Origin of the sequence: Agrobacterium bohemicum (genome assembly GCF_002896715.1) — a bacterium.
In the GTDB taxonomy this organism is placed as follows: Bacteria; Pseudomonadota; Alphaproteobacteria; order Rhizobiales; family Rhizobiaceae; genus Agrobacterium; species Agrobacterium bohemicum.
This window is the reverse complement of record NZ_PGEL01000027.1, coordinates 152,007-172,699: the sequence shown is the minus strand read 5'-3', so window position 1 is coordinate 172,699 and position 20,693 is coordinate 152,007. Positions and strand designations below refer to the sequence as shown.

Here is a 20,693-nt window from a genome sequence, read left to right as displayed (position 1 = left end):
CCTGCGAAATCGACGTTTCGCAGGGCTTTTTATTTNGTAGATTATGATAACGATAGCGGCGGGACCCTCACTGGCCCGCCGCCACTGTCTTATACGCCCTCGCCGTCACCTTCAGGTGCTGCACCGGCATTTGTCTCGATACCGTCGGTTTCAGCGTCGCTCAAAGTCTCGACATCATCATCGCCTTCAGGTTCGTTGATACGTTCGACGGACACGACCTTTTCGTCCTTCGCAGTAGAGAAGATCGTCACGCCCTTCGTGGCGCGGCTTGCAAAGCGAATACCGCCGACGGGAACGCGGATCAGCTGACCACCATCGGAAACCAGCATGATCTGGTCTTTCTCATCGACCGGGAAGGCTGCAACCAGTTCACCGATTTCCGCCGTCTTGGACGTATCGGTTGCGCGGATGCCCTTACCACCACGGCCCGAGGTGCGGAAGTCATATGAAGAGGAGCGCTTGCCGAAGCCTTTTTCCGAAACCGTCAGAACGAACTGCTCTTGTGACTTGAGGAACTGGTAGCGTTCTTCGGTGAGGTGGCCCTCTTCCGTCACTTCTTCACCGACCAGTGCGATCTCCTCGGCGTCGGTCTCACCCGTCAGGGCACGGCGTTCAGCAGCGGCGCGCTTGAGGTAAGCTGCACGCTCCCATGGCTCTGCATTGACGTGGCTGACAATCGTCATCGAAATGATGCGATCACCCGTTCCGAGATTAATACCGCGAACACCGACCGAATTACGACCCGCAAACACACGCACATCATCAACAGGGAAGCGAATGCACTGGCCGAGCGCCGTCGTCAGCAGAACGTCATCGCCTGCCACTTCGCCAAGAGCATCCGGACCGGTGCAGGTTTCGACGGAGAGGATTTCGTCACCCTCTTCATCCAGCTTCATGGCGATTTTGCCGTTGCGGTTGACTTGAACGAAATCGGACAACTTGTTGCGGCGTACCGTTCCACGGGTTGTGGAGAACATGACGTCGAGTGTTTCCCACGTCGTCTCGTCTTCCGGCAATGGCATGATGGTGGTGATGCGTTCGCCAGCCGCCAATGGCAGCATATTGATCAGCGCCTTGCCCTTGGACTGCGGAGTGCCGATTGGCAGACGCCAGACCTTTTCCTTGTAGACGATGCCACGTGAGGAGAAGAACAGCACAGGTGTATGGGTGTTTGCCACGAACAGACGGTTGACGAAATCCGCATCGCGGGTCGCCATGCCGGAACGGCCTTTGCCGCCGCGACGCTGTGCGCGGTAGGTCGTCAACGGTACGCGCTTGATGTAACCAAGATGCGAAACCGTTACGACCATATCTTCACGGGCGATGAGATCTTCATCGTCCATATCAGGACCGCCTTCAACGATCTGACTGCGGCGTGGCGTGCCGAACTCATCCCTGACAGCAGCCAGCTCATCCTTGACGATCTGCTGAATACGAATGCGCGAGGACAAAATGTCGAGATATTCACTGATCTCGGCGCCGATCTTGTTCAGCTCATCACTGATTTCATCACGGCCCAGAGCTGTCAGTCGAGCAAGACGCAATTCGAGAATAGCGCGTGCCTGCTCTTCAGACAAGTTGTAGGTCTTGTCTTCATTGATGCGATGGCGCGGGTCGTCGATCAGAAGGATCAGGCTTTCCACGTCAGATGCCGGCCAGCGGCGAGTCATCAACTGTTCACGCGCCGTCGCCGGGTCCGGTGCCTGGCGGATAACACGAATGACTTCATCGATATTGGCAACCGCAATCGCCAGACCAACCAGCACATGCGCGCGGTCACGCGCTTTGCGCAGCAGGTACTTCGTGCGGCGGCTGACGACTTCTTCGCGGAAGGAAACGAAAGCGCGCAGCATATCCAGAAGCGTCATCTGCTCCGGCTTGCCGCCATTCAGCGCCACCATGTTACAGCCGAAAGACGTCTGCAACGGTGTGTAACGGTAAAGCTGGTTCAGAATAACTTCGGCATTGGCATCGCGCTTCAATTCCACGACGACGCGATAGCCTTGACGGTCAGACTCGTCGCGAAGGTCGGAAATGCCCTCGACGCGCTTGTCCTTGACCAATTCGGCCATTTTTNCGATCATCGACGACTTGTTCACCTGGAAAGGAACTTCGGTGATGATGATCTGCTCGCGGTCGCCACGCATAGGCTCGATGGTAGCACGACCACGCATGATCACTGAGCCGCGGCCCGTTTCATAGGCGGAGCGAATGCCGGACCGTCCAAGAATGAATGCACCCGTCGGAAAATCCGGGCCGGGAATGATTTCCATCATTTCCGGCAATTCGATTTCCGGGTTGTCGATCAAAGCGATAGAGCCGTTGATGACTTCGGTCAGATTGTGCGGCGGAATGTTGGTTGCCATGCCGACGGCGATGCCGCCTGCGCCGTTGACCAGAAGGTTGGGGAACTTGGCAGGAACCACGACGGGCTCCGACATGGTGCCGTCATAGTTGTCGCGGAAATCGACTGTTTCCTTGTCGAGATCGTCGAGCAGCGCGTGTGCCACCTTCTCGAGACGGCATTCGGTATAACGCTGGGCGGCCGGCGGGTCTCCGTCGATAGAGCCGAAATTGCCCTGACCGTCGATCAGCGGCATGCGCAGCGACCAGTCCTGGGCCATACGGGCCAAGGCGTCATAGATCGCGGAGTCGCCGTGCGGGTGGTATTTACCCATCACGTCACCGGTCACGCGGGCGGACTTGACGTATTTCTTGTTCCAGTCGAGACCGAGTTCGTTCATCCCGTAAAGAATTCGGCGATGAACGGGCTTCAGTCCATCGCGAACGTCTGGAAGTGCACGGCTGACGATAACGCTCATGGCGTAATCGAGATACGACCGCTGCATTTCCTCGATGATGGAAATCGGCTCAATGCCTGGCGGAAGCTTTCCGCCGCCTGGGGGGCTCTGGTCAGTCAAATCGGATCACATTCTATGTTAAGAATCGGATGGATTTTTATAGCGGAAACAGCACGAAAGCGCCAATTTCCAGCGCGGTTTTGAACAGTCTTTNGCGTCATTTGCAAGACGATGCACAGTTTTATCCCTGAGCATGGCGAAAACGGATGGATCAGGGTTCCAAACGGATGCAGACTTACCTACCATAGCACGAAAAATCGACCTGAGACCGAGGCGTTTGCCTTGATTTNCCAGGATGGATGGCGGGGACACATGGCAAGCACCGAACTTCTTCTCAACGCACTCACCACGATGCTTGTCACGCTAGACCCGCCCGGTCTCGCGCCTGTCTTTCTGGCCCTTACGGTTGGCATGACGCGCGCCCAACGTGGTCAGGTCGCCCTTCGCGGCTCGATCATCGCTTTCGGCATCCTTACCATGTTTGCGCTGTTCGGGTCGTCCATTCTGGATATGCTTGGTATCTCGCTGGGCGCCTTCCGCATTTCCGGCGGCATGCTGCTGTTCTGGATCTCGTTCGAAATGATTTTCGAAAAACGGCAGGAGCGTAAAGAAAAGACCTCGGAAGTGGCGATTACGCTGGATCACATGCAGAACATCGCCGTCTTCCCCTTGGCGCTACCATTGATCGCCGGACCGGGCGCAATCTCGGCCACGGTGCTGATTTCAGGGTCCATGCAAACCAGCTTTGACAAAATCCTGTTCATTCTTCTGCTGGCCTTCAGCATGCTGCTGGTTTTNCTGACACTGCTCGCCGCCGACCGGCTGGACCGTTTTCTCGGCAATACCGGTCGTGCCATCCTCACACGTCTTTTGGGCGTATTGCTAGCGGCTCTTTCGGTTCAGTTCGTGGTCGATGGCGTAAAGTCCACCATGGCTTCCTGAAAGAGACAACGCCGGATGCTCTTTTAAAACGCCAATTCACGTTGACATTCGAGAGCCTTGAGAATGCGAAATCTGCTGAACTATCGGGCTGGAGGCTATGCCGGTCAGTGATAAGAAACGTCCGCGCGCCACGGTATAGGCGCGTTGCTTGTCAAAGCCCCTCATCCGATGATGCGCGACCATCATTNCAAGGCAGTACCGATCACAACGACAAGGCAGAAGTCGTCGGTATCGGTACTCAGACGGATTTCCTCAACAAGCCTAGCTGGACGAAAGGCCGCCCAGCAGTCGGGCTAATTCGCCCTGTGCGCTGATATTGTCTGGCAGCAGCGCGCCATTGATAGGGTCGAGAACATTATGACGTACCCGGTCAAGACCGTCTCGCCGGATACGGCCATAGACAACACCATCATCATATTAGCGGAACAAGGCCCGCATTAATTCGCCGGTCGTCAGTAAACGCCAAACTCTCAGGCATCATTTCTCAGTCAGCCCTGATGATCGCGATGTTGGCAGACAAAGCCGAGAACTAGAGGGTTACCGCTTTGCCCTCAAAATCCGCTTCCAGATCGTGCCGCCCAGGAAGCGATTAAAAACAAGAAAATAAGCAACGATCAGCGCAAAGACCAAAACCGCTGGCATGCCCTGAACACTGAATCCGTCCTCCGTGCGCCCGCCAGAGACGGATGCGACGATAAAACCAAAAATCCAGAACGCAGTGAAGAAATCCAATATTGCGGCCAGCACGATACGCCAAGTCGATGGCTGGCGCGCTGGCGTCGTCGTTTCTGTCATAGCCAACCCTTGCCCCTATACGTTTTCCGATCAATCAGAACGGAATATCATCGTCCATATCATTGGAGAAATTACCAGCTGGTTGGCCACCACGGGAAGCGCCGCCGCGCGCAGGCTGGTCATTACCGCCACCGTAATTTCCGCTGCCGCCTCCATAGGATGCGCCACCACCAAAGTCGTCACCGCCACGGTTGCCAGCACCACCACCTTCGCCACGGCCATCCAGCATCGTCAGCGTGGAGTTGAAGCCCTGCAACACAATTTCCGTGGAGTAACGGTCATTGCCGGTCTGGTCTTGCCACTTACGGGTCTGAAGCGCGCCCTCGATGTAAAGCTTGGCGCCCTTTTTCACATATTGCTCGATAACCTTGCAAAGACCTTCATTAAAGACCACGACAGAGTGCCATTCGGTCTTTTCTTTTCGCTCGCCGGACGTGCGATCACGCCAGCTTTCAGACGTCGCGATACGAAGATTTGCAATCGGGCGACCGTCTTGTGTGCGGCGAATTTCCGGATCAGCGCCGACGTTCCCGAGCAAAATTACCTTATTTACGCTGCCAGCCATCTTCTCAATCCTGTCTACCGACCCTCATGGCCAGTATTTTATCTTTAAAATCCTGGACACCATAGCCCATCGTTCGGCCTGATGTGCACCAGATGGAACGACAATCCACAAGGAATGTTCTTTCAGGTCGCTTAGTCTTGCAATTCGTTCTTATTTTGTTCTATTAAGGCTGTATTGATGAGTCAAGTGCAACGAAAAGCGGACGTGAAAAGGTTAATACATCTCGACACGCCGGTCTGCGTCATTACATAAGAGCCTGCCCCTCCCAACGAGTATCCCGAGCCTTGTCATGAGTGAATTAAAGACGATTTCGATCCGCGGCGCCCGCGAACATAATCTCAAGGGCATCGATCTGGACCTGCCACGCAACAAGCTGATCGTCATGACCGGGCTTTCGGGTTCTGGCAAATCTTCGCTTGCTTTCGATACGATCTATGCGGAAGGCCAGCGACGATATGTCGAAAGCCTGTCCGCTTACGCTCGCCAGTTTCTGGAGATGATGCAGAAGCCGGATGTCGATCAAATCGAAGGCCTGTCTCCAGCGATTTCCATCGAGCAAAAANCGACATCGCGCAATCCTCGCTCGACTGTCGGCACAGTGACGGAAATCTATGACTATATGCGCCTGCTTTTTGCGCGCGTAGGTGTTCCCTATTCGCCAGCCACCGGCCTGCCGATTGAAAGCCAGACCGTCAGCCAGATGGTCGATCGCGTACTGGCGCTAGAGGAAGGAACGCGCCTCTACATTCTCGCGCCGATGGTTCGCGGGCGTAAGGGTGAATACAAAAANGAGCTGGCAGACCTGATGAAAAAGGGCTTCCAGCGCGTAAAGGTTGACGGGCAGTTCTACGAAATTGCCGATGTCCCTGCGCTCGACAAGAAATACAAGCACGATATTGATGTCGTCGTGGACCGAGCCGTGGTGCGTCCGGATATGGCCGCGCGTCTTGCAGACAGTCTCGAAACCTCATTGAAGCTTGCAGATGGTCTCGCAGTTGCCGAATTTGCAGACAAGCCTTTACCCCCTGAAGAAACAGCGGCGGGCGGATCTGCAAACAAGTCTCTGAATGAAACGCATGAGCGTGTGCTGTTTTCGGAAAAATTCGCCTGCCCCGTCTCCGGCTTCACCATATCGGAAATCGAACCGCGTCTGTTTTCCTTCAATAATCCATTTGGTGCCTGCCCTACCTGTGATGGTCTTGGTTCGCAGCAGAAGGTGGATGTGGCACTCATCGTGCCGGAACCTGCGAGAACTCTGAAAGATGGTGCCGTGGCACCTTGGGCCAAATCATCGTCACCCTACTACAATCAGACGCTGGAAGCTTTGGGCAAGGCATTCGGGTTCAAGCTGTCCAGCCGCTGGGACGATCTGACCGACGCCGCAAAGAAGGCGATCCTGCGCGGAACCGACGACAAGATCGAGTTTCAGTATCAGGACGGCGCGCGTTCCTACAAGACGGTAAAAAACTTCGAAGGCATCGTTCCCAATCTCGAACGGCGCTGGAAGGAAACTGACAGCGCTTGGGCACGTGAAGAGATCGAACGCTATATGTCGGCAGCACCATGCCCGGCCTGCGCTGGTTATCGCCTCAAGCCGGAAGCGCTGGCTGTCAAANTCAACAAACTTCATATCGGTCAAGTCACCGAAATGTCGATCAAGCTAGCCCGAGACTGGTTTGAGGTTCTGCCCGAATCGCTGAATACTAAGCAGAATGAGATCGCAGCCCGGATTCTGAAGGAAATCCGCGAACGCCTGCGGTTCCTGAACGATGTCGGGCTGGAATATCTCAGCCTGTCACGAAATTCCGGGACCTTGTCTGGCGGTGAAAGTCAGCGCATTCGTCTTGCATCGCAGATCGGATCTGGCCTCACCGGCGTTCTCTATGTTCTGGATGAACCGTCGATCGGTTTGCATCAGCGCGATAATGCCCGCTTGCTGGACACGCTGAAACATCTGCGTGACATCGGCAACACCGTCATCGTGGTCGAGCATGATGAGGACGCCATTCTTACTGCCGATTACGTGGTTGATATCGGCCCTGCCGCTGGTATTCACGGCGGCGAAGTGATTGCTGAGGGAACGCCGCAACAGGTGATGGCCAACCCGAAGTCGCTAACGGGCAAATATCTGTCCGGTGAGTTGGGTGTCGCAGTTCCGTCAGAGCGCCGCAAGCCAAAAAANGGCAAAGAGATCAAAGTCGTCGGCGCGCGCGGCAACAATCTGAAAAATGTGACGGCGTCAGTGCCGCTTGGTGTTTTCACGGCGGTTACGGGTGTTTCAGGCGGCGGCAAGTCGACGTTCCTAATCGAGACGCTCTATAAGTCCGCGGCGCGACGCGTCATGGGCGCACGTGAAATTCCGGCAGATCATGATCGGATCGATGGTTTNGAATTTATCGACAAGGTCATCGATATCGACCAGTCGCCTATCGGCCGTACACCGCGTTCGAACCCTGCCACTTACACCGGTGCATTTACGCCGATCCGGGACTGGTTCTCCGGCCTGCCCGAGGCGAAGGCGCGTGGTTATGCACCCGGTCGCTTTTCCTTCAACGTCAAGGGCGGACGTTGCGAAGCCTGCCAGGGTGACGGCGTCATCAAAATCGAGATGCACTTCCTGCCGGATGTCTATGTGACCTGTGACGTCTGCCACGGCAAGCGCTACAATCGCGAAACGCTTGATGTCACATTCAAGAGCAAGTCGATCGCCGACGTGCTCGATATGACCGTCGAGGAAGGTGTTGAATTCTTCGCAGCCGTGCCTGCGGTGCGTGACAAATTGCAGTCGCTCTTCGATGTCGGTCTCGGCTATATCAAGGTTGGCCAGCAGGCCAACACTCTGTCGGGAGGTGAAGCGCAACGCGTGAAATTGGCCAAGGAGCTATCCAAGCGCTCGACGGGACGTACGCTCTACATCCTCGATGAGCCAACGACCGGCCTGCACTTTCACGACGTCAAGAAGCTTCTGGAGATGCTGCACGAATTGGTCGATCAGGGCAATTCCGTCGTCGTCATCGAGCACAATCTCGAAGTCATCAAGACGGCGGATTGGGTGATCGACATCGGTCCCGAAGGTGGCACCGGCGGTGGCGAAGTCGTCGCGACCGGAACGCCAGAACAGATCGTCAAGGAAAAACGCTCTTATACCGGCCAGTTCCTCAAGGAACTTCTGGAGCGCCGTTCCGATAAGAAGATACAGGCGGCAGAGTAATAGACGTTCTGACGTGCAATGGATGCGTGGAGGGAGGAAANGATGAGCAAGACAGGCACGATCCGAGCCGGTATCGGCGGTTGGACCTTTGAGCCCTGGGAAGGCACGTTCTATCCTGACAAGCTGGTAAAAAGACGCCAGCTTGAACATGCCAGCAGCCAGTTGCGAGCCATTGAGGTAAACGGCACCTATTATGGCAGCCAGAAGCCGGAAACTTTTGCCAAATGGGCATCGGAGGTGCCGGATGGCTTTATATTTTCGCTGAAGGCGAGCCGGTACGTGACCAATCGCAAGGTACTGGCTGAGGCCGGTGAATCAATGACCAAGTTTCTGACCCAGGGGTTGACCGAGCTTGGCGATCATCTCGGCCCGATCCTCTGGCAGTTCGCACCGACAAAGTCGTTCGAGCCTGATGATTTCGCAGCATTTCTCGCCTTGTTGCCGGAAAAGCAGGACGGGATGACGCTTCAGCACGTCGTTGAAGTCCGTAATCCGAGCTTTCAGGTGCCAGAATTCATCGACTTGCTTGCAAAACACAAGGTCGCCGTCGTCTGTGCCGATCATCACGACTATCCGATGCTGCCGGACGTAACGGGAGACTTCGTCTATTGCCGTCTTCAAAAGGGCGAAGACGATATCGAAACCTGCTATCCGGAAANGGACATGAAGGCTTGGAGCGAGCGGTTGAAGACCTATGCGCAAGGCGGCGCTCCCGACGATCTGCCCTTGATCGCACCTGACCGGAAAGCGGAGAAAAAAGCACGGGACGTGTTTGCATTCTTCATCACCGGCGGCAAAGTCAATGCACCGAATGGTGCGCGGTTGATGCAGACGATGGTTTAGCGCCTGTTGCTAGACCGCAATATTGCTATCGGCAATGTCGAAATTGATCGCCGCGAAAGCGGCGGTAATTACCTCTGGACCCGCGCCCGGTTTCGTTGCGTCACTCGATAAAATCTGGCGAAACCGCCTTGCGCCCGGCATGCCCTGAAACAACCCGACCATGTGCCGAGTAACGTGGTTGAGCCGACCGCCCTTCGCGATATAGTCTCTCGCATACTCCATCATCGTGTCCCGCAACGCCATCCAATCGGCATCCTGCGCCGGTTTGCCGTAAATGCTGTGATCGACATCCGCCAGTATCGACGTGTTGTGATAGGCGGCGCGCCCCAGCATGACGCCATCCATGTGCTTCAGGTGCGCTTCCGCCTGATCAAGGTCGGTAATCCCTCCATTGATCCCGATGAAAATGCCAGGATTATCCTGCTTCATCCGATATACGAGTTCGTAATCGAGCGGAGGTACGTCACGGTTTTCCTTTGGCGAAAGACCTTGTAACCACGCTTTGCGCGCATGGACCCAAACAGCGTCCGCACCGGCCTCTACCACCTTGGAGATGAAGTCCGGCAATACCGTCTCAGGTTCTTGATCATCCACGCCGATCCGGCATTTCACCGTAACAGGCACGGTCGTGACCGCCTTCATGGACGCTACGCAGCGAGCGACCGTTTCCGGTTCACGCATCAGGCAGGCGCCGAACGTGCCCGATTGCACTCGGTCGGAAGGGCAGCCGACATTCAGATTGATTTCGTCATATCCGTAACCGCTGGCAATCTTCACCGCTTCCGAAAGCTTCCCTGGGTCCGAGCCACCAAGCTGGAGCGCGACTGGATGCTCGGCTGCGTGATAGCCCAACAGCTTGTCACGCTGCCCGTAGATAATGGCGTCGGCCACGATCATTTCCGTGTACAGCAAAGCATGACTGGACAACTGCCGGTGAAGAAAACGGCACCGCGTATCCGTCCAGTCGATCATCGGCGCGACTGCAAATATCTTGCCACCGGTTGCGAGAGCTTCTTCGTACATGGATTGTGACACCTCTTTNGCGGGGCTTTTAGCGCAATGTGTGCGATAAAGCCAGTTTACTGCCGAGTGTGATTTTAAACTGGAAATTCCGGCAGAATCGCGGGACAAACATCCCCTGAAATCAGGAGCCAAGCGCTATGTCCGCGACCGTTATTCCCGTTCCTCAGTCCGTTCTTCTGCCCGTTGATGGCACGAGCGAGACATTTCCGGTGCGCCGGGTCTATTGCGTAGGGCGCAACTACGCTGATCACGCGATAGAGATGGGACATGATCCGTCCCGCGAGCCACCATTTTNCTTCCAGAAAANTGCTGAAAATCTTCTGCCNGCGGGCAATGATTTNCCCTATCCTGCCCTCTCGTCCAATGTACATTACGAAGTTGAATGCGTGGTTGCGCTGAAAAGCGGTGGATCGGACATCCCAGTGGAGCAGGCGCTTGACCATGTCTGGGGTTACGCGGTCGGCATCGATATGACGCGCCGCGACATGCAGGATGCGCTCAAGAAAATGGGCCGCTCCTGGGAAAGCGCGAAAGCTTTCGAGCATTCCGCTCCCGTTTCACCTCTCGTTCCGGCCTCCAAAATTGGTCACCCAGCCAATGGCGCTGTTTGGCTGGAGGTGAATGGCGAGCGCAAGCAATCCGGCGATCTCGACCAGATGATCTGGAAANCAGCGGAAATCATCGCCGAACTGTCGAAGCTTTTCACGCTCGCAGCAGGTGATGTTATCATGACCGGCACGCCCGCTGGCGTCGGTCCCATCGTTGTCGGTGATCGTATCGATTGTGGCGTTGGCGGCATCGGCACCTTGTCGGTCAAGATCGTCTGAAACGGAGGAAAACCATGCCGCTTTATCGCCTCGGCGAACGCGTCCCCAAAACCCCGGATCATGACCGCTACTGGGTGGCACCCGATGCCAATGTTATCGGGTCTGTCACGTTGGGAGAGGATGTCGGCATATGGTTCGGCGCGACGCTGCGGGGAGACAACGAACCTGTAACGGTCGGGCGCGGTAGCAACATTCAGGAAGGTGTCATGGTGCATGCCGATCCCGGTTTNCCCGCAACGATCGGTGAAGGCTGCACCATTGGTCACCACGCGATCATTCACGGCTGCACGATTGGCGATAACTCGCTTGTCGGCATGGGCGCCACCGTGCTGAATGGGGCGAAGATCGGCAAGAACTGTCTCATCGGTGCCAATGCTTTGGTGACGGAAGGCAAGGAATTTCCTGACAACTCACTGATCGTCGGCTCACCTGCACGCGCTATTCGCACTCTCGATGACGCGGCTGTCGCAGCCTTAACGCAGTCTGCCAAAAATTACGTGCGCAACTGGCAACGCTTTGCAAAAGATCTGCAGCCGCTCTAGGACGCGCACGCCTCGCACAGTCCGCGAATTTCTATTGTGGTCTTTTCAGCTTTGAACTTCTGGCTTTTTGCCCAGTGGCCCAAGCTGTGATCGACCTGATGATCATGAAACTCCGTGACTTGGCCACAGGCATTGCAGATGGCAAACGCCACACTTCCATGATGATGCGTACAGCAATCTGTTTGCGTGTGAGCGCAAGCGACGAAAGCATTGAGACTTTCCAGGCGGTGAACCAGCCCCAATTCAATCAGCTTTTCCAGCGCCCGATAGACCTGCAGGGNCGCTCGAAAGCCGGCATCACGCAGCTTGTCGAGAATGACATAGGCGCTGAGTGGTGCCTGCGTGCGCGACAGCGCGTCATATACCAGCGACTGGTTGCGGGTGAGATTTGGTGTGGTCATGAGCGGCCTCCTTGCTCCGCCTTGCGCAGAAATCCGGGCGCAGGCAAGAGACTCAAGATGAAANGCATAACAGCGGCAACAACGATGGATGGCCCTGACGGCGTGTCGTATTGCAATGAGCCCATCAGCCCTGCAATGACCGCGACAGCGCCGATCACGGATGCCAGAACCGCCATGATTTCTGGCGTAGCAGAAAACCGGCGAGCTGTGGCGGCGGGTATGATCAGAAGCGACGTGATCAGCATGATGCCGACAATCTTCATCGCAATGGCGATGACCAGAGCCATAAGCAACATGAAAAGCAGCTTGGAGCGCTCGGGACGCATGCCCTCGGCTTCCGCAAGTTCTGCATTGACAGTGGACGCCAGCAACGGCTTCCACAAATAGACGATCGCCAAAAGTACGATGATGCCGCCACCCCATATTAATTGGATATCGGACACGGACACGGCCAGAATGTCACCGAACAGGAATGCCACGAGATCGATACGAACCCAGGTCATGAAGGCGACGATGACGAGACCGAAGGCGAGCGCGGAGTGTGAGAGAATGCCAAGCAGCGCATCGGACGATAAAGCCTGACGCTTTNGCAGGAATAGCAGAATCAGAGACACGACCGACGCGACGATAAAGACACTGACGATCAGGTTGAGTTGGAACAGCAGGGAAAGTGCGACGCCCAGAAGCGCGGAATGCGCCATTGTATCGCCGAAATAGGCCATGCGCCGCCAAACGACGAAACAGCCGAGTGGGCCAGCCATTAATGCCACGCCCACGCCCGCGACGATGGCACGGACGAAGAAATCGTCAAACATGCTTGGCTCCGTGGCTGTGCTGTCCATGATCATGGTGCTGGTTAGCGCATCCATGACTATCTTCCGCATGTTCGAGATCATGGTGGTGGCCGTCATCGGGGTGACAATGATCTGTCAGCGTTCCATCGGCATGCTGCACGCGACCGTCTGGAAGATGCGTGTGGTCGTGCTGGTGGCTGTAANTGGCAAGTCCCTTCCCCGCAGCGCCGCCGAACAGACGCATATATTCAGCACTCCGGCTAACTGCTTGCGGCGTGCCGCGGCAGCAGACATGCCCGTTCAGGCAAATGACGGTATCCGTCTCAGCCATGACGATGTGCAGATCATGCGAGATCAGCAGAATACCGCAGCCTGTGGAATTTCGGATGTTTTTGATGAGGTCATAGAGGGCGATCTCACCCGAGAAATCCACCCCTTGCACTGGCTCATCCAGCACCAGCAGATCAGGCTTGCGGGCAATTGCGCGAGCCAGCAACGCACGTTGAAACTCGCCGCCAGACAAATGCTGTACCTCTGCTTTNGCTAGATGAGCAATGCCGGTGGCATCAAGAGCCGCTTCGATTTCGCCCACAGGCAATTTCCCGGTCAGGGTCATTAACCGCTGAACAGTCAGTGGCATCGTCCAATCGACGGACAATTTTTGCGGCACATAGCCGACTTTCAATCCGGCAATGCGCGCAACACTACCCTCGTCCGGCTTTAAAACGCCAGTCGACATTTTTGCACTGGTCGATTTGCCAGAGCCATTCGGGCCGATCAGGGTGACGATTTCACCACGACGAACGGAAAACTCCACGCCCCGCACCAGCCAGCGGCCGTTTCGTTTTACGCCCGCATTGGAAAGTGAAACGAGATCGTTGTCATTCCGGGCCGGAGAATGAAGCATATGTTTTNCCAATTGTCGCTGTTGCCTAAGGCTATTGCATACGTTATAGCGTTACGCAACATATGTAATAACATAACATACGCATACAAGTGGAGCTTACGAATGAAGACTATCGCCGCCATCCTCCTCGCTTCCGCTGCCATGATCGCGTCTTCCAACGCCATGGCTGCACCGAACGTGGTGGTTTCGATCAAGCCCATCCACTCTCTCGTTGCTGCAATCATGCAAGGAGTGGGCGACCCGACATTGATCGTGGATGGCGGCGCCTCCCCTCATACCTACAGCCTGAAACCCTCCAATGCCAAGGCCATCGAAAGCGCCGACGTGGTGTTCTGGGTTGGCGATGGGCTGGAAAAGTTTCTCGAAAANCCGCTTCAGTCACTGGCAGGAAAGGCAACAGTTGTGGAACTGGATGACGCAAAAGGCATCGAAAAACTGAAGTTCCGGGAGGGCGGTCCGTTCGAAGCCCATGACCACAGCGAGCACGAAGGCGACGATCATGCTCACGAGACAGGTCATGATCATGCGCATGGGGAAGACCACAAGCATGAGGCAGAACATAAGCACGACGACGGACACGGCCACGATCATGACGAGGGTGAGTACGACATGCATCTTTGGCTTGATCCCGAAAATGCAAAAGCCATGGCCGTTGAAATTGGCAAGACGCTGATGACGGCCGATCCCGCCAACGCCCAAACCTATCAGGACAACACCAAAAAGTTGGTCGATAACATCGACGCTCTCGACAAGGAAATCGTTGCGACCGTGGCGCCGATCAAGGACAAGCCCTTCGTGGTCTTCCATGATGCCTATCAGTATTTNGAGCATCGCTATGGCGTGAAGACCGCCGGCTCGATAACCGTCAGCCCGGAAAACACACCCGGTGCTGACCGCATCAAGCAAATCCATGCCAAGGTGAAAGCGCTGAACGCCACATGCGTTTTCGCAGAACCCCAGTTCGAGCCGAAGCTTGTCAACGTCGTCATAGAAGGCACCAATGCCAAGTCCGGCACACTTGATCCTGAAGCGGGAACCCTGAAAGCCGGCCCTGATCTCTACTTCCAGATGATGCGCAATATCGCCACATCCTTGAAAGAATGCCTTTCGTAAATCGGACTTGATGTGGAAGGTGGCGCTTGCCGCCTTTCATTTTAACTATCAATGTAATACTATTACAATAGGATTTCACAATGGCTGGAAAACTGCCTGTAACTGTCTTGTCGGGATTTCTTGGTGCCGGAAAAACCACTCTTCTCAACCACATTTTAAGCAATCGCGAAGGGCTTCGCGTCGCCGTAATCGTCAATGACATGAGCGAGGTCAATATCGACGCCGCGCTGATCAGGGATGGTGACGCCAATCTTTCCCGCACGCAGGAGCAGTTGGTGGAAATGACCAATGGCTGCATCTGCTGCACTTTGCGGGACGATCTGCTGAATGAGGTTCGGCAATTGGCCGAGCAGGACAGGTTCGATTATCTCCTGATCGAATCCACAGGCATCGCAGAACCCCTGCCCGTTGCCGCAACGTTCGATTTCCGTGATGAAGACGGAAACAGCCTCTCTGACGTTGCAAAGCTGGATACGATGGTGACGGTCGTTGATTGCGCCAATCTGCTCAAGGATTATGGCTCAGCAGACTTTCTGGCGGATCGTGGCGAGACAGCGGGTGACGGCGACAATCGAACATTGATCGACTTGCTGGTGGAGCAGATCGAGTTCGCCAATGTCGTCATATTGAACAAGGTTTCCACCGCCACGGAGACCGAGCGAGATGCCGCCCGAAAGATCATTATCGGCCTCAATCCGGATGCAAAAATGATCGAAGCGGACTTCGGCAGGGTTGAGCCCAAGCGCGTTTTGGGCACAGGTCTTTTTGATTTTGCAGAGGCTGAAACGCACCCACTGTGGTTCAAGGAACTGCATGGCTTCAAGCAGCACATTCCTGAAACCGAAGAATACGGCATTCGTTCATTCGTCTACAGGGCAAAACGCCCATTCGATCCTGCACGCTTTCATGACTTCATCAACCGCGAATGGCCCGGGGTTATCCGCGCCAAGGGATTTTTCTGGCTGGCCACGAGACCCGACCATGTTGGAGAAATAAGCCAGGCCGGCGCGCAGGTGAAGACAGGAAAGATGGGGCTGTGGTGGTCATCCGTACCCAAACAGCGATGGCCGGAAGACCCGGGTTTCGAGCGGATGCTTCAACCTTACATGGATAATGTATGGGGAGACCGGCGGCAGGAAATTGTCTTTATCGGTGCCGACCCCATGAAGGAGGACGAACTTCGCGCAGCACTTGATCAATGTCTGGTCGACGCAAAGGTATTTACGCCGACCGCATGGCGTCATCTTAAAGATCCGTTCCCAGACTGGAACTGGAAAGCGGCATGAGAAAGGTATCGAACTTCCACTGCACGGATGTTACGGATGATACCTCCTCAAACGAAGACTGCGGCCATGGGGNATATCCACGACCGCAGGTGACGTCGCACGACGGCTTAGCGCGCGCCGGACAGTCCGATGATAATGCCGTTAGCAACGTTGATCAGAAGGTACTGATTGTTGACGCGAACCCAGCGCTGACCCCTACCAGGCTCTCTCAGGCTATGGCGGCGATAATCACGGCGATCGATAATGTTACGACGTTCCGCCGCAGATAGGCGCTGACCGCGATCCCAGCGATGCTTCTTGATGATCACCTTCTTGGTGGTCACAGTTCGTTCCATCGTTCTGTGGCCTGGGCGGTCATCATGACGGCTCTGTGCCTGCGCCATAGGGGCTGCGAGAACGGTAGCGGCAATGAGAATGGAGAAGAGCTTTTTCATGGATGCTTCCTTTCGTGAAGTGATGACACGACATTATCGTCACACGGATGAACGGAAACTGAACTTTGAAATTACAATTCTGTAATGGTTCTTAATGCTTAGCTGGATCAATTAAAGTTTACATTCAAANTCAATCAACGAAAAGCCGCCCTGATAGACATCAGGGCGGCGTGGTTTTATTTTTTAAGTTCTGCGGATTTGGCCCATAGATTGATGTCCGCATCCTTAGCGAAGCGGTCAATTTCTGCCAGTTCCTCCACGGTGAAGTCGGGCTTATCGAGGGCCTTGACGCAATCTTCGACCTGCTCCGGACGGCTGGCACCAATCAACGCCGTGGTAATTCGCCCACCGCGCAGCACCCAGGCAAGTGCCATCTGCGCCAACGTCTGGCCACGGCGTTCAGCAATCGCGTTCAGCCCACGGATGTTCTCGATGTTACGTTCATTGAGGAACGCAGGGTTCAGAGATTTTCCTTGGCTGGCGCGGCTCGTGTCTGGCACACCGCCCAGATACTTCGTCGTCAACATGCCCTGAGCCAGCGGAGAGAACACGATTGATCCGATGCCAAGCTCTTCTAATGTATCGACGAGACCGTCTTCCTCAATCCACCGGTTGATCATCGAGTAGCTGGGCTGATGAATGATACACGGGGTTCCCAGCTCTTTCAGGATAGCGGCAGCCTCGCGCGTGCGCTGCGAATTATAGGAGGAGATGCCGACATACAGCGCCCTGCCCGAGCGAACGATGTGATCGAGTGCCCCACAGGTTTCTTCCAATGGCGTATCGGGATCGAAGCGGTGTGAATAGAAAATGTCCACATAATCCAGACCCATGCGCTTGAGGCTCTGGTCGCAGGAAGAGATCAGATATTTGCGGCTTCCCCACTCACCGTAAGGACCAGGCCACATATTGTAGCCAGCCTTGGACGAGATGACCAACTCATCACGGTATCCCGCAAAATCGGTCCTCAGTATTTCACCGAAGGCTGTTTCGGCGCTGCCGGGAGGCGGGCCGTAATTATTGGCGAGATCGAAATGGGTGATGCCGAGATCAAAGGCCTTTCGGCAAATATCCTGCTTGGTCTTGTGCGAGAAGTCGTTTCCGAAATTGTGCCACAGTCCCAGCGATATCGCTGGAAGCTTGAGGCCCGATGCGCCGCAATGGTTATATTTCATGGACGCGTAACGGTTCTCAGCCGGTTGCCAAGCCATGGGTAGTCCTCCCTAAACAATTATTTGCCTGAGAAAGAACTCCGCAGGCTCTGATGTGGTGGTTTGAACTTAAAGAGATGAAACGTCTCGTCAACCGTGCGACTGAGACGAAAACAGATCAAAAAGCTTGAAAGACGGCGGTAATGTTAGCGTCTTATCTAGCGGCGAGAAGATGATGCGTCGTGTTTCTCCGGCCGTCAGATCGAACAGGTTGTCTGAATAGCGCCCGGCGACATCGGCCTCGACCATCACGAACAAAGCAAGCCCGGTGGCGCTGACCTCCAGCTCGAACTGCCCGTCATCCAGCGCTTTGACACTGTGTGCGAGACCGGGAGGTTGCAGCTCGAGCGCCTTGTAGGTCTCGGCCACGTGGTGCCCCTCGCCCGTCATGCCATTGGAAGCGATGAAATTCCACGACAGCAACGCACCGTCAGGTAGCTGGGCCATATCCACATCGGCCATGATGACTGCCGCATCCGGCCCGCAAGCGCCGCTTGCGGACTTCAGCGGCATGCGTGTGCCATCCGTCAACAGTGCGAAGATGTTCATGTCGATCTCCACCTCCTCCGCCGTATCGTTGACGGTAGAGAACTGCACAACGTTGGTGCCTTCGGATGGAATGGCCGAAACTGCAACGGGCTGGAAAAANTGCCGCGCGGCGTAATGCAGGGCTTTCCAACTACCGCCATAATCCAGGCTTGACCACGAGGCCACAGGCCATGTGTCGTTCAACTGCCAATAGAGCGTGCCCATACAATGTGGTTTGAGCGACCGCCAATATTCTACCGCGGTCTTAATCGCCAGCGCCTGTTGCACTTGGCTGATATAGACGAAGTTCTCGAAGTCTTTCGGGAAGCGGAAGTATCGGAAGATCGTGCCAGCAATCCGTTCATTCCCGCCCGCATTCTTCTGGTGAAGCTCGATGACCGGTGACGAAATATTCATGTCCTTTTCGTCCGCGTAGGTCCTGATCACAGGCATGGACGTATAGGACTGGAAGCCGAACTCCGAGCAGAACCGTGGCTTGACGGCCCGGTAATTGTCGAAAGATTTGTTCTCGTGCCAGACGGACCAGTAATGCATATCTCCGGAACCATCCGCGTGCCAGGCATCGCCGTAATCCAGATAACCGGACGCCGGGCTGGATGGCCACCACAGCGCCGATGGAGCGGCCTTCTTCAAGGCTCGCTCTATGGTTCGGTTCAGGCGGTCGTAAGCGACGAGGTAGCGATCACGGTTATCGCGAGATTCCTCGAACCAGTTCAGCGCACCGACGAGTTCATTGTCACCGCACCAAAGCACGATTGACGGATGCGACGACAGGCGTCTGACCTGATAATCGACCTCGTGTTCGACATTGTCGAGGAAATCGTCTGTGCAGGGATATAGATTGCAGGCGAACATGAAGTCCTGCCAGACCATGAGTCCCAAACGATCGCAAAGATCGTAGAACCAGTCCTGCTCGTAAAAGCCGCCGCCCCAGACCCGGATCATATTCATATTGGCTTCAGCAGCAGATGATAACAGGTCCTCGGTTTTCTCCCGGCTGGTCAGCGAATGCAGAGCATCGGCCGGTATCCAGTTCGCGCCACGGCAGAAGATTTCCCGGCCGTTGATGCGAAACGCAAAGCGGCTGCCCGCCTCGTCCTTATCCGTCAGCAATTCCACCTTACGAAAGCCAATCTGCTTGGTGACGGTCTCGTCCGGTAGTTCCACGGTCAGCGTGTAAAGCGCTTGCTCACCGCTTCCGGCAGGCCACCAAAGCTTTGGGTCTTCCACGAAGAAGACGTGGCGAATAACGGTGTCGCCGGCGCTCACACCGCAATCCAGCCGCAGCCGCTCATCGCCCAGCGACAGATGGGTTGGCACGCTGGCTGGCTGCGCCGCATGAAGCGTCAGTTCGACATGCAGTTCCACGCCGCCATCGACATGATGCTGCGAAGTGCTGACATGGTCGATACGCGCCACGTCCAGACGTCGCAGGGCAATTGTGCCGTAGATTCCAAGGGGTGCCAGTGCGATGTTCCAATCCCAGCCGAAATGGCATTGCGGCTTGCGCAGCATATTGCCGTGCGGGATCGGCGAATTACCGGGATGGTAGGGAACATAAAACGGTTGCGATGCCTGGCGGTCTGCACCCGCCTTGATGCTGGAATGGAAATGGATGCGAATAGTATTTTCACCCTGCTGCAGGGCGCTGGAAACATCTGGCCTGTAGCGTCGGAAACAATTATCAGCCGAAAGAACGGGAATATCGTTCAGGAAGACGACAGCAACGGTATCGAGATAATCGACGTCCAGATACCAGGTAGCATCGGGCTCATCGACGTAAAAACTGCGTTCAATGATCCAGTCGCGATGCCCCACCCATTGCACATCGTTTTCATTGCGCCCGAAATAAGGATCGGGAATGACCTTAGCATCGCGCAAGGCCGTGTGCACATCGCCGGGTATATCCATACGCACCTGATGATCGCCTTCAGCCGATGACAGTTTCCATATGCCGGAGAGATCGATTGCAACGTCGCTTGCGTAAGAAGATGTCATGTCCCATGCCTTGTCATTGTCGTAATGCACCATGTGAGGATAATGAAACACAGAGTCGAAATTCGGGAGCCAGCCTCGTACCCAATGAGCAGGTAATTTGCGAATTTTCTGTGATCGTCCTCCCATCGGTAACGTTACTGTAAAAATAGCAAGGCGTCACGAGCGAATGAAAACAGTCGATGGATCAGTTTGAAAGACGCCAAAAAACAAAATTAAATTCGAATAAAAACATTATATATCAAATATTTATTTNAATTTATTAGTGTAAAGTATATCCTTGAAAAAGGAAATTCCCTTCCTCAAAGCCTTGTCATGGCCGTTGGCACAACGCCCGATCATGGAGGGCGGCGGCGTCTTTGCTATGCAATGGCAAAAANGCAATCTACCATGG

At 55.1% G+C, this 20,693-nt stretch carries 17 protein-coding genes; 7 read left to right on the top strand and 10 right to left on the bottom strand.

Features of this window, described 5'->3' with window-relative positions:
- Positions 1-89: 89 nt before the first annotated feature.
- On the bottom strand, positions 90-2,921 hold the full coding sequence (gene gyrA / locus CUC55_RS16250) for a DNA gyrase subunit A (protein WP_103088522.1): 2,832 nt from the start codon (positions 2,919-2,921) through the stop codon (positions 90-92).
- 252 nt (positions 2,922-3,173) lie between these two features.
- On the opposite strand from gyrA, the gene CUC55_RS16245 reads away from it, so the two are divergent.
- Complete coding sequence (locus CUC55_RS16245; protein WP_103088521.1) at positions 3,174-3,803, top strand: MarC family protein; 630 nt, start codon at positions 3,174-3,176, stop codon at positions 3,801-3,803.
- Between the two features lie 537 nt (positions 3,804-4,340).
- On the opposite strand, the gene CUC55_RS16240 is transcribed toward CUC55_RS16245, so the two are convergent.
- Both CUC55_RS16240 and CUC55_RS16235 read right to left on the bottom strand, forming a co-directional pair.
- Positions 4,341-4,598: a hypothetical protein gene (locus CUC55_RS16240; protein WP_067642950.1), complete on the bottom strand. Its 258-nt coding sequence runs from the start codon at positions 4,596-4,598 to the stop codon at positions 4,341-4,343.
- Between the two features lie 34 nt (positions 4,599-4,632).
- Positions 4,633-5,163, bottom strand: a complete 531-nt coding sequence (locus CUC55_RS16235; protein WP_067642947.1) for a single-stranded DNA-binding protein — start codon at positions 5,161-5,163, stop codon at positions 4,633-4,635.
- Between the two features lie 289 nt (positions 5,164-5,452).
- Here CUC55_RS16235 and uvrA point away from each other — a divergent pair, with 289 nt between their 5' ends.
- Positions 5,453-8,374: an excinuclease ABC subunit UvrA gene (gene uvrA / locus CUC55_RS16230; RefSeq protein ID WP_103088520.1), complete on the top strand. Its 2,922-nt coding sequence runs from the start codon at positions 5,453-5,455 to the stop codon at positions 8,372-8,374.
- A gap of 42 nt (positions 8,375-8,416) precedes the next feature.
- Complete coding sequence (locus tag CUC55_RS16225) at positions 8,417-9,217, top strand: DUF72 domain-containing protein (protein WP_103088519.1); 801 nt, start codon at positions 8,417-8,419, stop codon at positions 9,215-9,217.
- Between the two features lie 9 nt (positions 9,218-9,226).
- Here CUC55_RS16225 and dusA read toward each other — a convergent pair whose 3' ends face one another.
- On the bottom strand, positions 9,227-10,240 hold the full coding sequence (gene dusA / locus CUC55_RS16220) for a tRNA dihydrouridine(20/20a) synthase DusA (RefSeq protein ID WP_067642938.1): 1,014 nt from the start codon (positions 10,238-10,240) through the stop codon (positions 9,227-9,229).
- Between the two features lie 137 nt (positions 10,241-10,377).
- On the opposite strand from dusA, the gene CUC55_RS16215 reads away from it, so the two are divergent.
- Positions 10,378-11,067: a fumarylacetoacetate hydrolase family protein gene (locus CUC55_RS16215; protein WP_103088518.1), complete on the top strand. Its 690-nt coding sequence runs from the start codon at positions 10,378-10,380 to the stop codon at positions 11,065-11,067.
- Between the two features lie 14 nt (positions 11,068-11,081).
- Positions 11,082-11,609, top strand: coding sequence for a gamma carbonic anhydrase family protein (locus CUC55_RS16210; protein ID WP_103088517.1), 528 nt, complete (start codon positions 11,082-11,084; stop codon positions 11,607-11,609).
- Here the strand turns inward: CUC55_RS16210 and CUC55_RS16205 are convergent.
- The 3 genes from CUC55_RS16205 to CUC55_RS16195 form a co-directional block, all read right to left on the bottom strand.
- Positions 11,606-12,010 carry a Fur family transcriptional regulator gene (locus CUC55_RS16205; RefSeq protein ID WP_103088516.1) on the bottom strand — a complete coding sequence of 135 codons (405 nt, stop codon included), beginning with the start codon at positions 12,008-12,010 and terminating at the stop codon, positions 11,606-11,608. The genes CUC55_RS16210 and CUC55_RS16205 overlap by 4 nt on opposite strands.
- Positions 12,007-12,825 (bottom strand): zinc ABC transporter permease subunit ZnuB, encoded by an 819-nt coding sequence (gene znuB, locus CUC55_RS16200; RefSeq protein ID WP_103088766.1) that lies wholly within the window; start codon positions 12,823-12,825, stop codon positions 12,007-12,009. Before znuB ends, CUC55_RS16205 begins: the two co-directional genes overlap by 4 nt.
- Complete coding sequence (locus CUC55_RS16195) at positions 12,818-13,711, bottom strand: ATP-binding cassette domain-containing protein (RefSeq protein WP_103088515.1); 894 nt, start codon at positions 13,709-13,711, stop codon at positions 12,818-12,820. Before CUC55_RS16195 ends, znuB begins: the two co-directional genes overlap by 8 nt.
- A 102-nt stretch (positions 13,712-13,813) precedes the next feature.
- Here CUC55_RS16195 and znuA point away from each other — a divergent pair, with 102 nt between their 5' ends.
- Positions 13,814-14,824: a zinc ABC transporter substrate-binding protein ZnuA gene (znuA, locus tag CUC55_RS16190; protein WP_103088514.1), complete on the top strand. Its 1,011-nt coding sequence runs from the start codon at positions 13,814-13,816 to the stop codon at positions 14,822-14,824.
- An 80-nt stretch (positions 14,825-14,904) separates the two neighbouring features.
- The gene (zigA, locus tag CUC55_RS16185) at positions 14,905-16,110 is read left to right on the top strand and encodes a zinc metallochaperone GTPase ZigA (protein WP_067642919.1); all 1,206 of its coding nucleotides are present in this window, start codon (positions 14,905-14,907) and stop codon (positions 16,108-16,110) included.
- Positions 16,111-16,217: 107 nt separating this feature from the next.
- On the opposite strand, the gene CUC55_RS16180 is transcribed toward zigA, so the two are convergent.
- From CUC55_RS16180 to CUC55_RS16170, 3 genes are all read right to left on the bottom strand, one after another.
- A complete protein-coding gene (locus CUC55_RS16180) occupies positions 16,218-16,544 on the bottom strand; it encodes an RcnB family protein (RefSeq protein ID WP_067642916.1) in 327 nt (108 codons plus the stop codon).
- Positions 16,545-16,720: 176 nt separating this feature from the next.
- Entirely contained in the window at positions 16,721-17,755 is a 1,035-nt protein-coding gene (gene mgrA, locus CUC55_RS16175) for an L-glyceraldehyde 3-phosphate reductase (protein WP_067642913.1), read from the bottom strand.
- A gap of 90 nt (positions 17,756-17,845) precedes the next feature.
- Positions 17,846-20,302 carry a beta-mannosidase gene (locus CUC55_RS16170; RefSeq protein WP_103088765.1) on the bottom strand — a complete coding sequence of 819 codons (2,457 nt, stop codon included), beginning with the start codon at positions 20,300-20,302 and terminating at the stop codon, positions 17,846-17,848.
- Positions 20,303-20,693 lie beyond the last annotated feature (391 nt).

Excerpts from the sequence above, each read along its gene's own strand:
- CUC55_RS16240 (WP_067642950.1), bottom strand. The coding sequence starts at position 4,598 with ATGACAGAAACGACGACGCCAGCGCGCCAGCCATCGACTTGGCGTATC.
- CUC55_RS16235 (WP_067642947.1), bottom strand. The coding sequence starts at position 5,163 with ATGGCTGGCAGCGTAAATAAGGTAATTTTGCTCGGGAACGTCGGCGCT.
- dusA (WP_067642938.1), bottom strand. The coding sequence starts at position 10,240 with ATGTACGAAGAAGCTCTCGCAACCGGTGGCAAGATATTTGCAGTCGCG.
- zigA (WP_067642919.1), top strand. The coding sequence starts at position 14,905 with ATGGCTGGAAAACTGCCTGTAACTGTCTTGTCGGGATTTCTTGGTGCC.
- CUC55_RS16180 (WP_067642916.1), bottom strand. The coding sequence starts at position 16,544 with ATGAAAAAGCTCTTCTCCATTCTCATTGCCGCTACCGTTCTCGCAGCC.
- mgrA (WP_067642913.1), bottom strand. The coding sequence starts at position 17,755 with ATGGCTTGGCAACCGGCTGAGAACCGTTACGCGTCCATGAAATATAAC.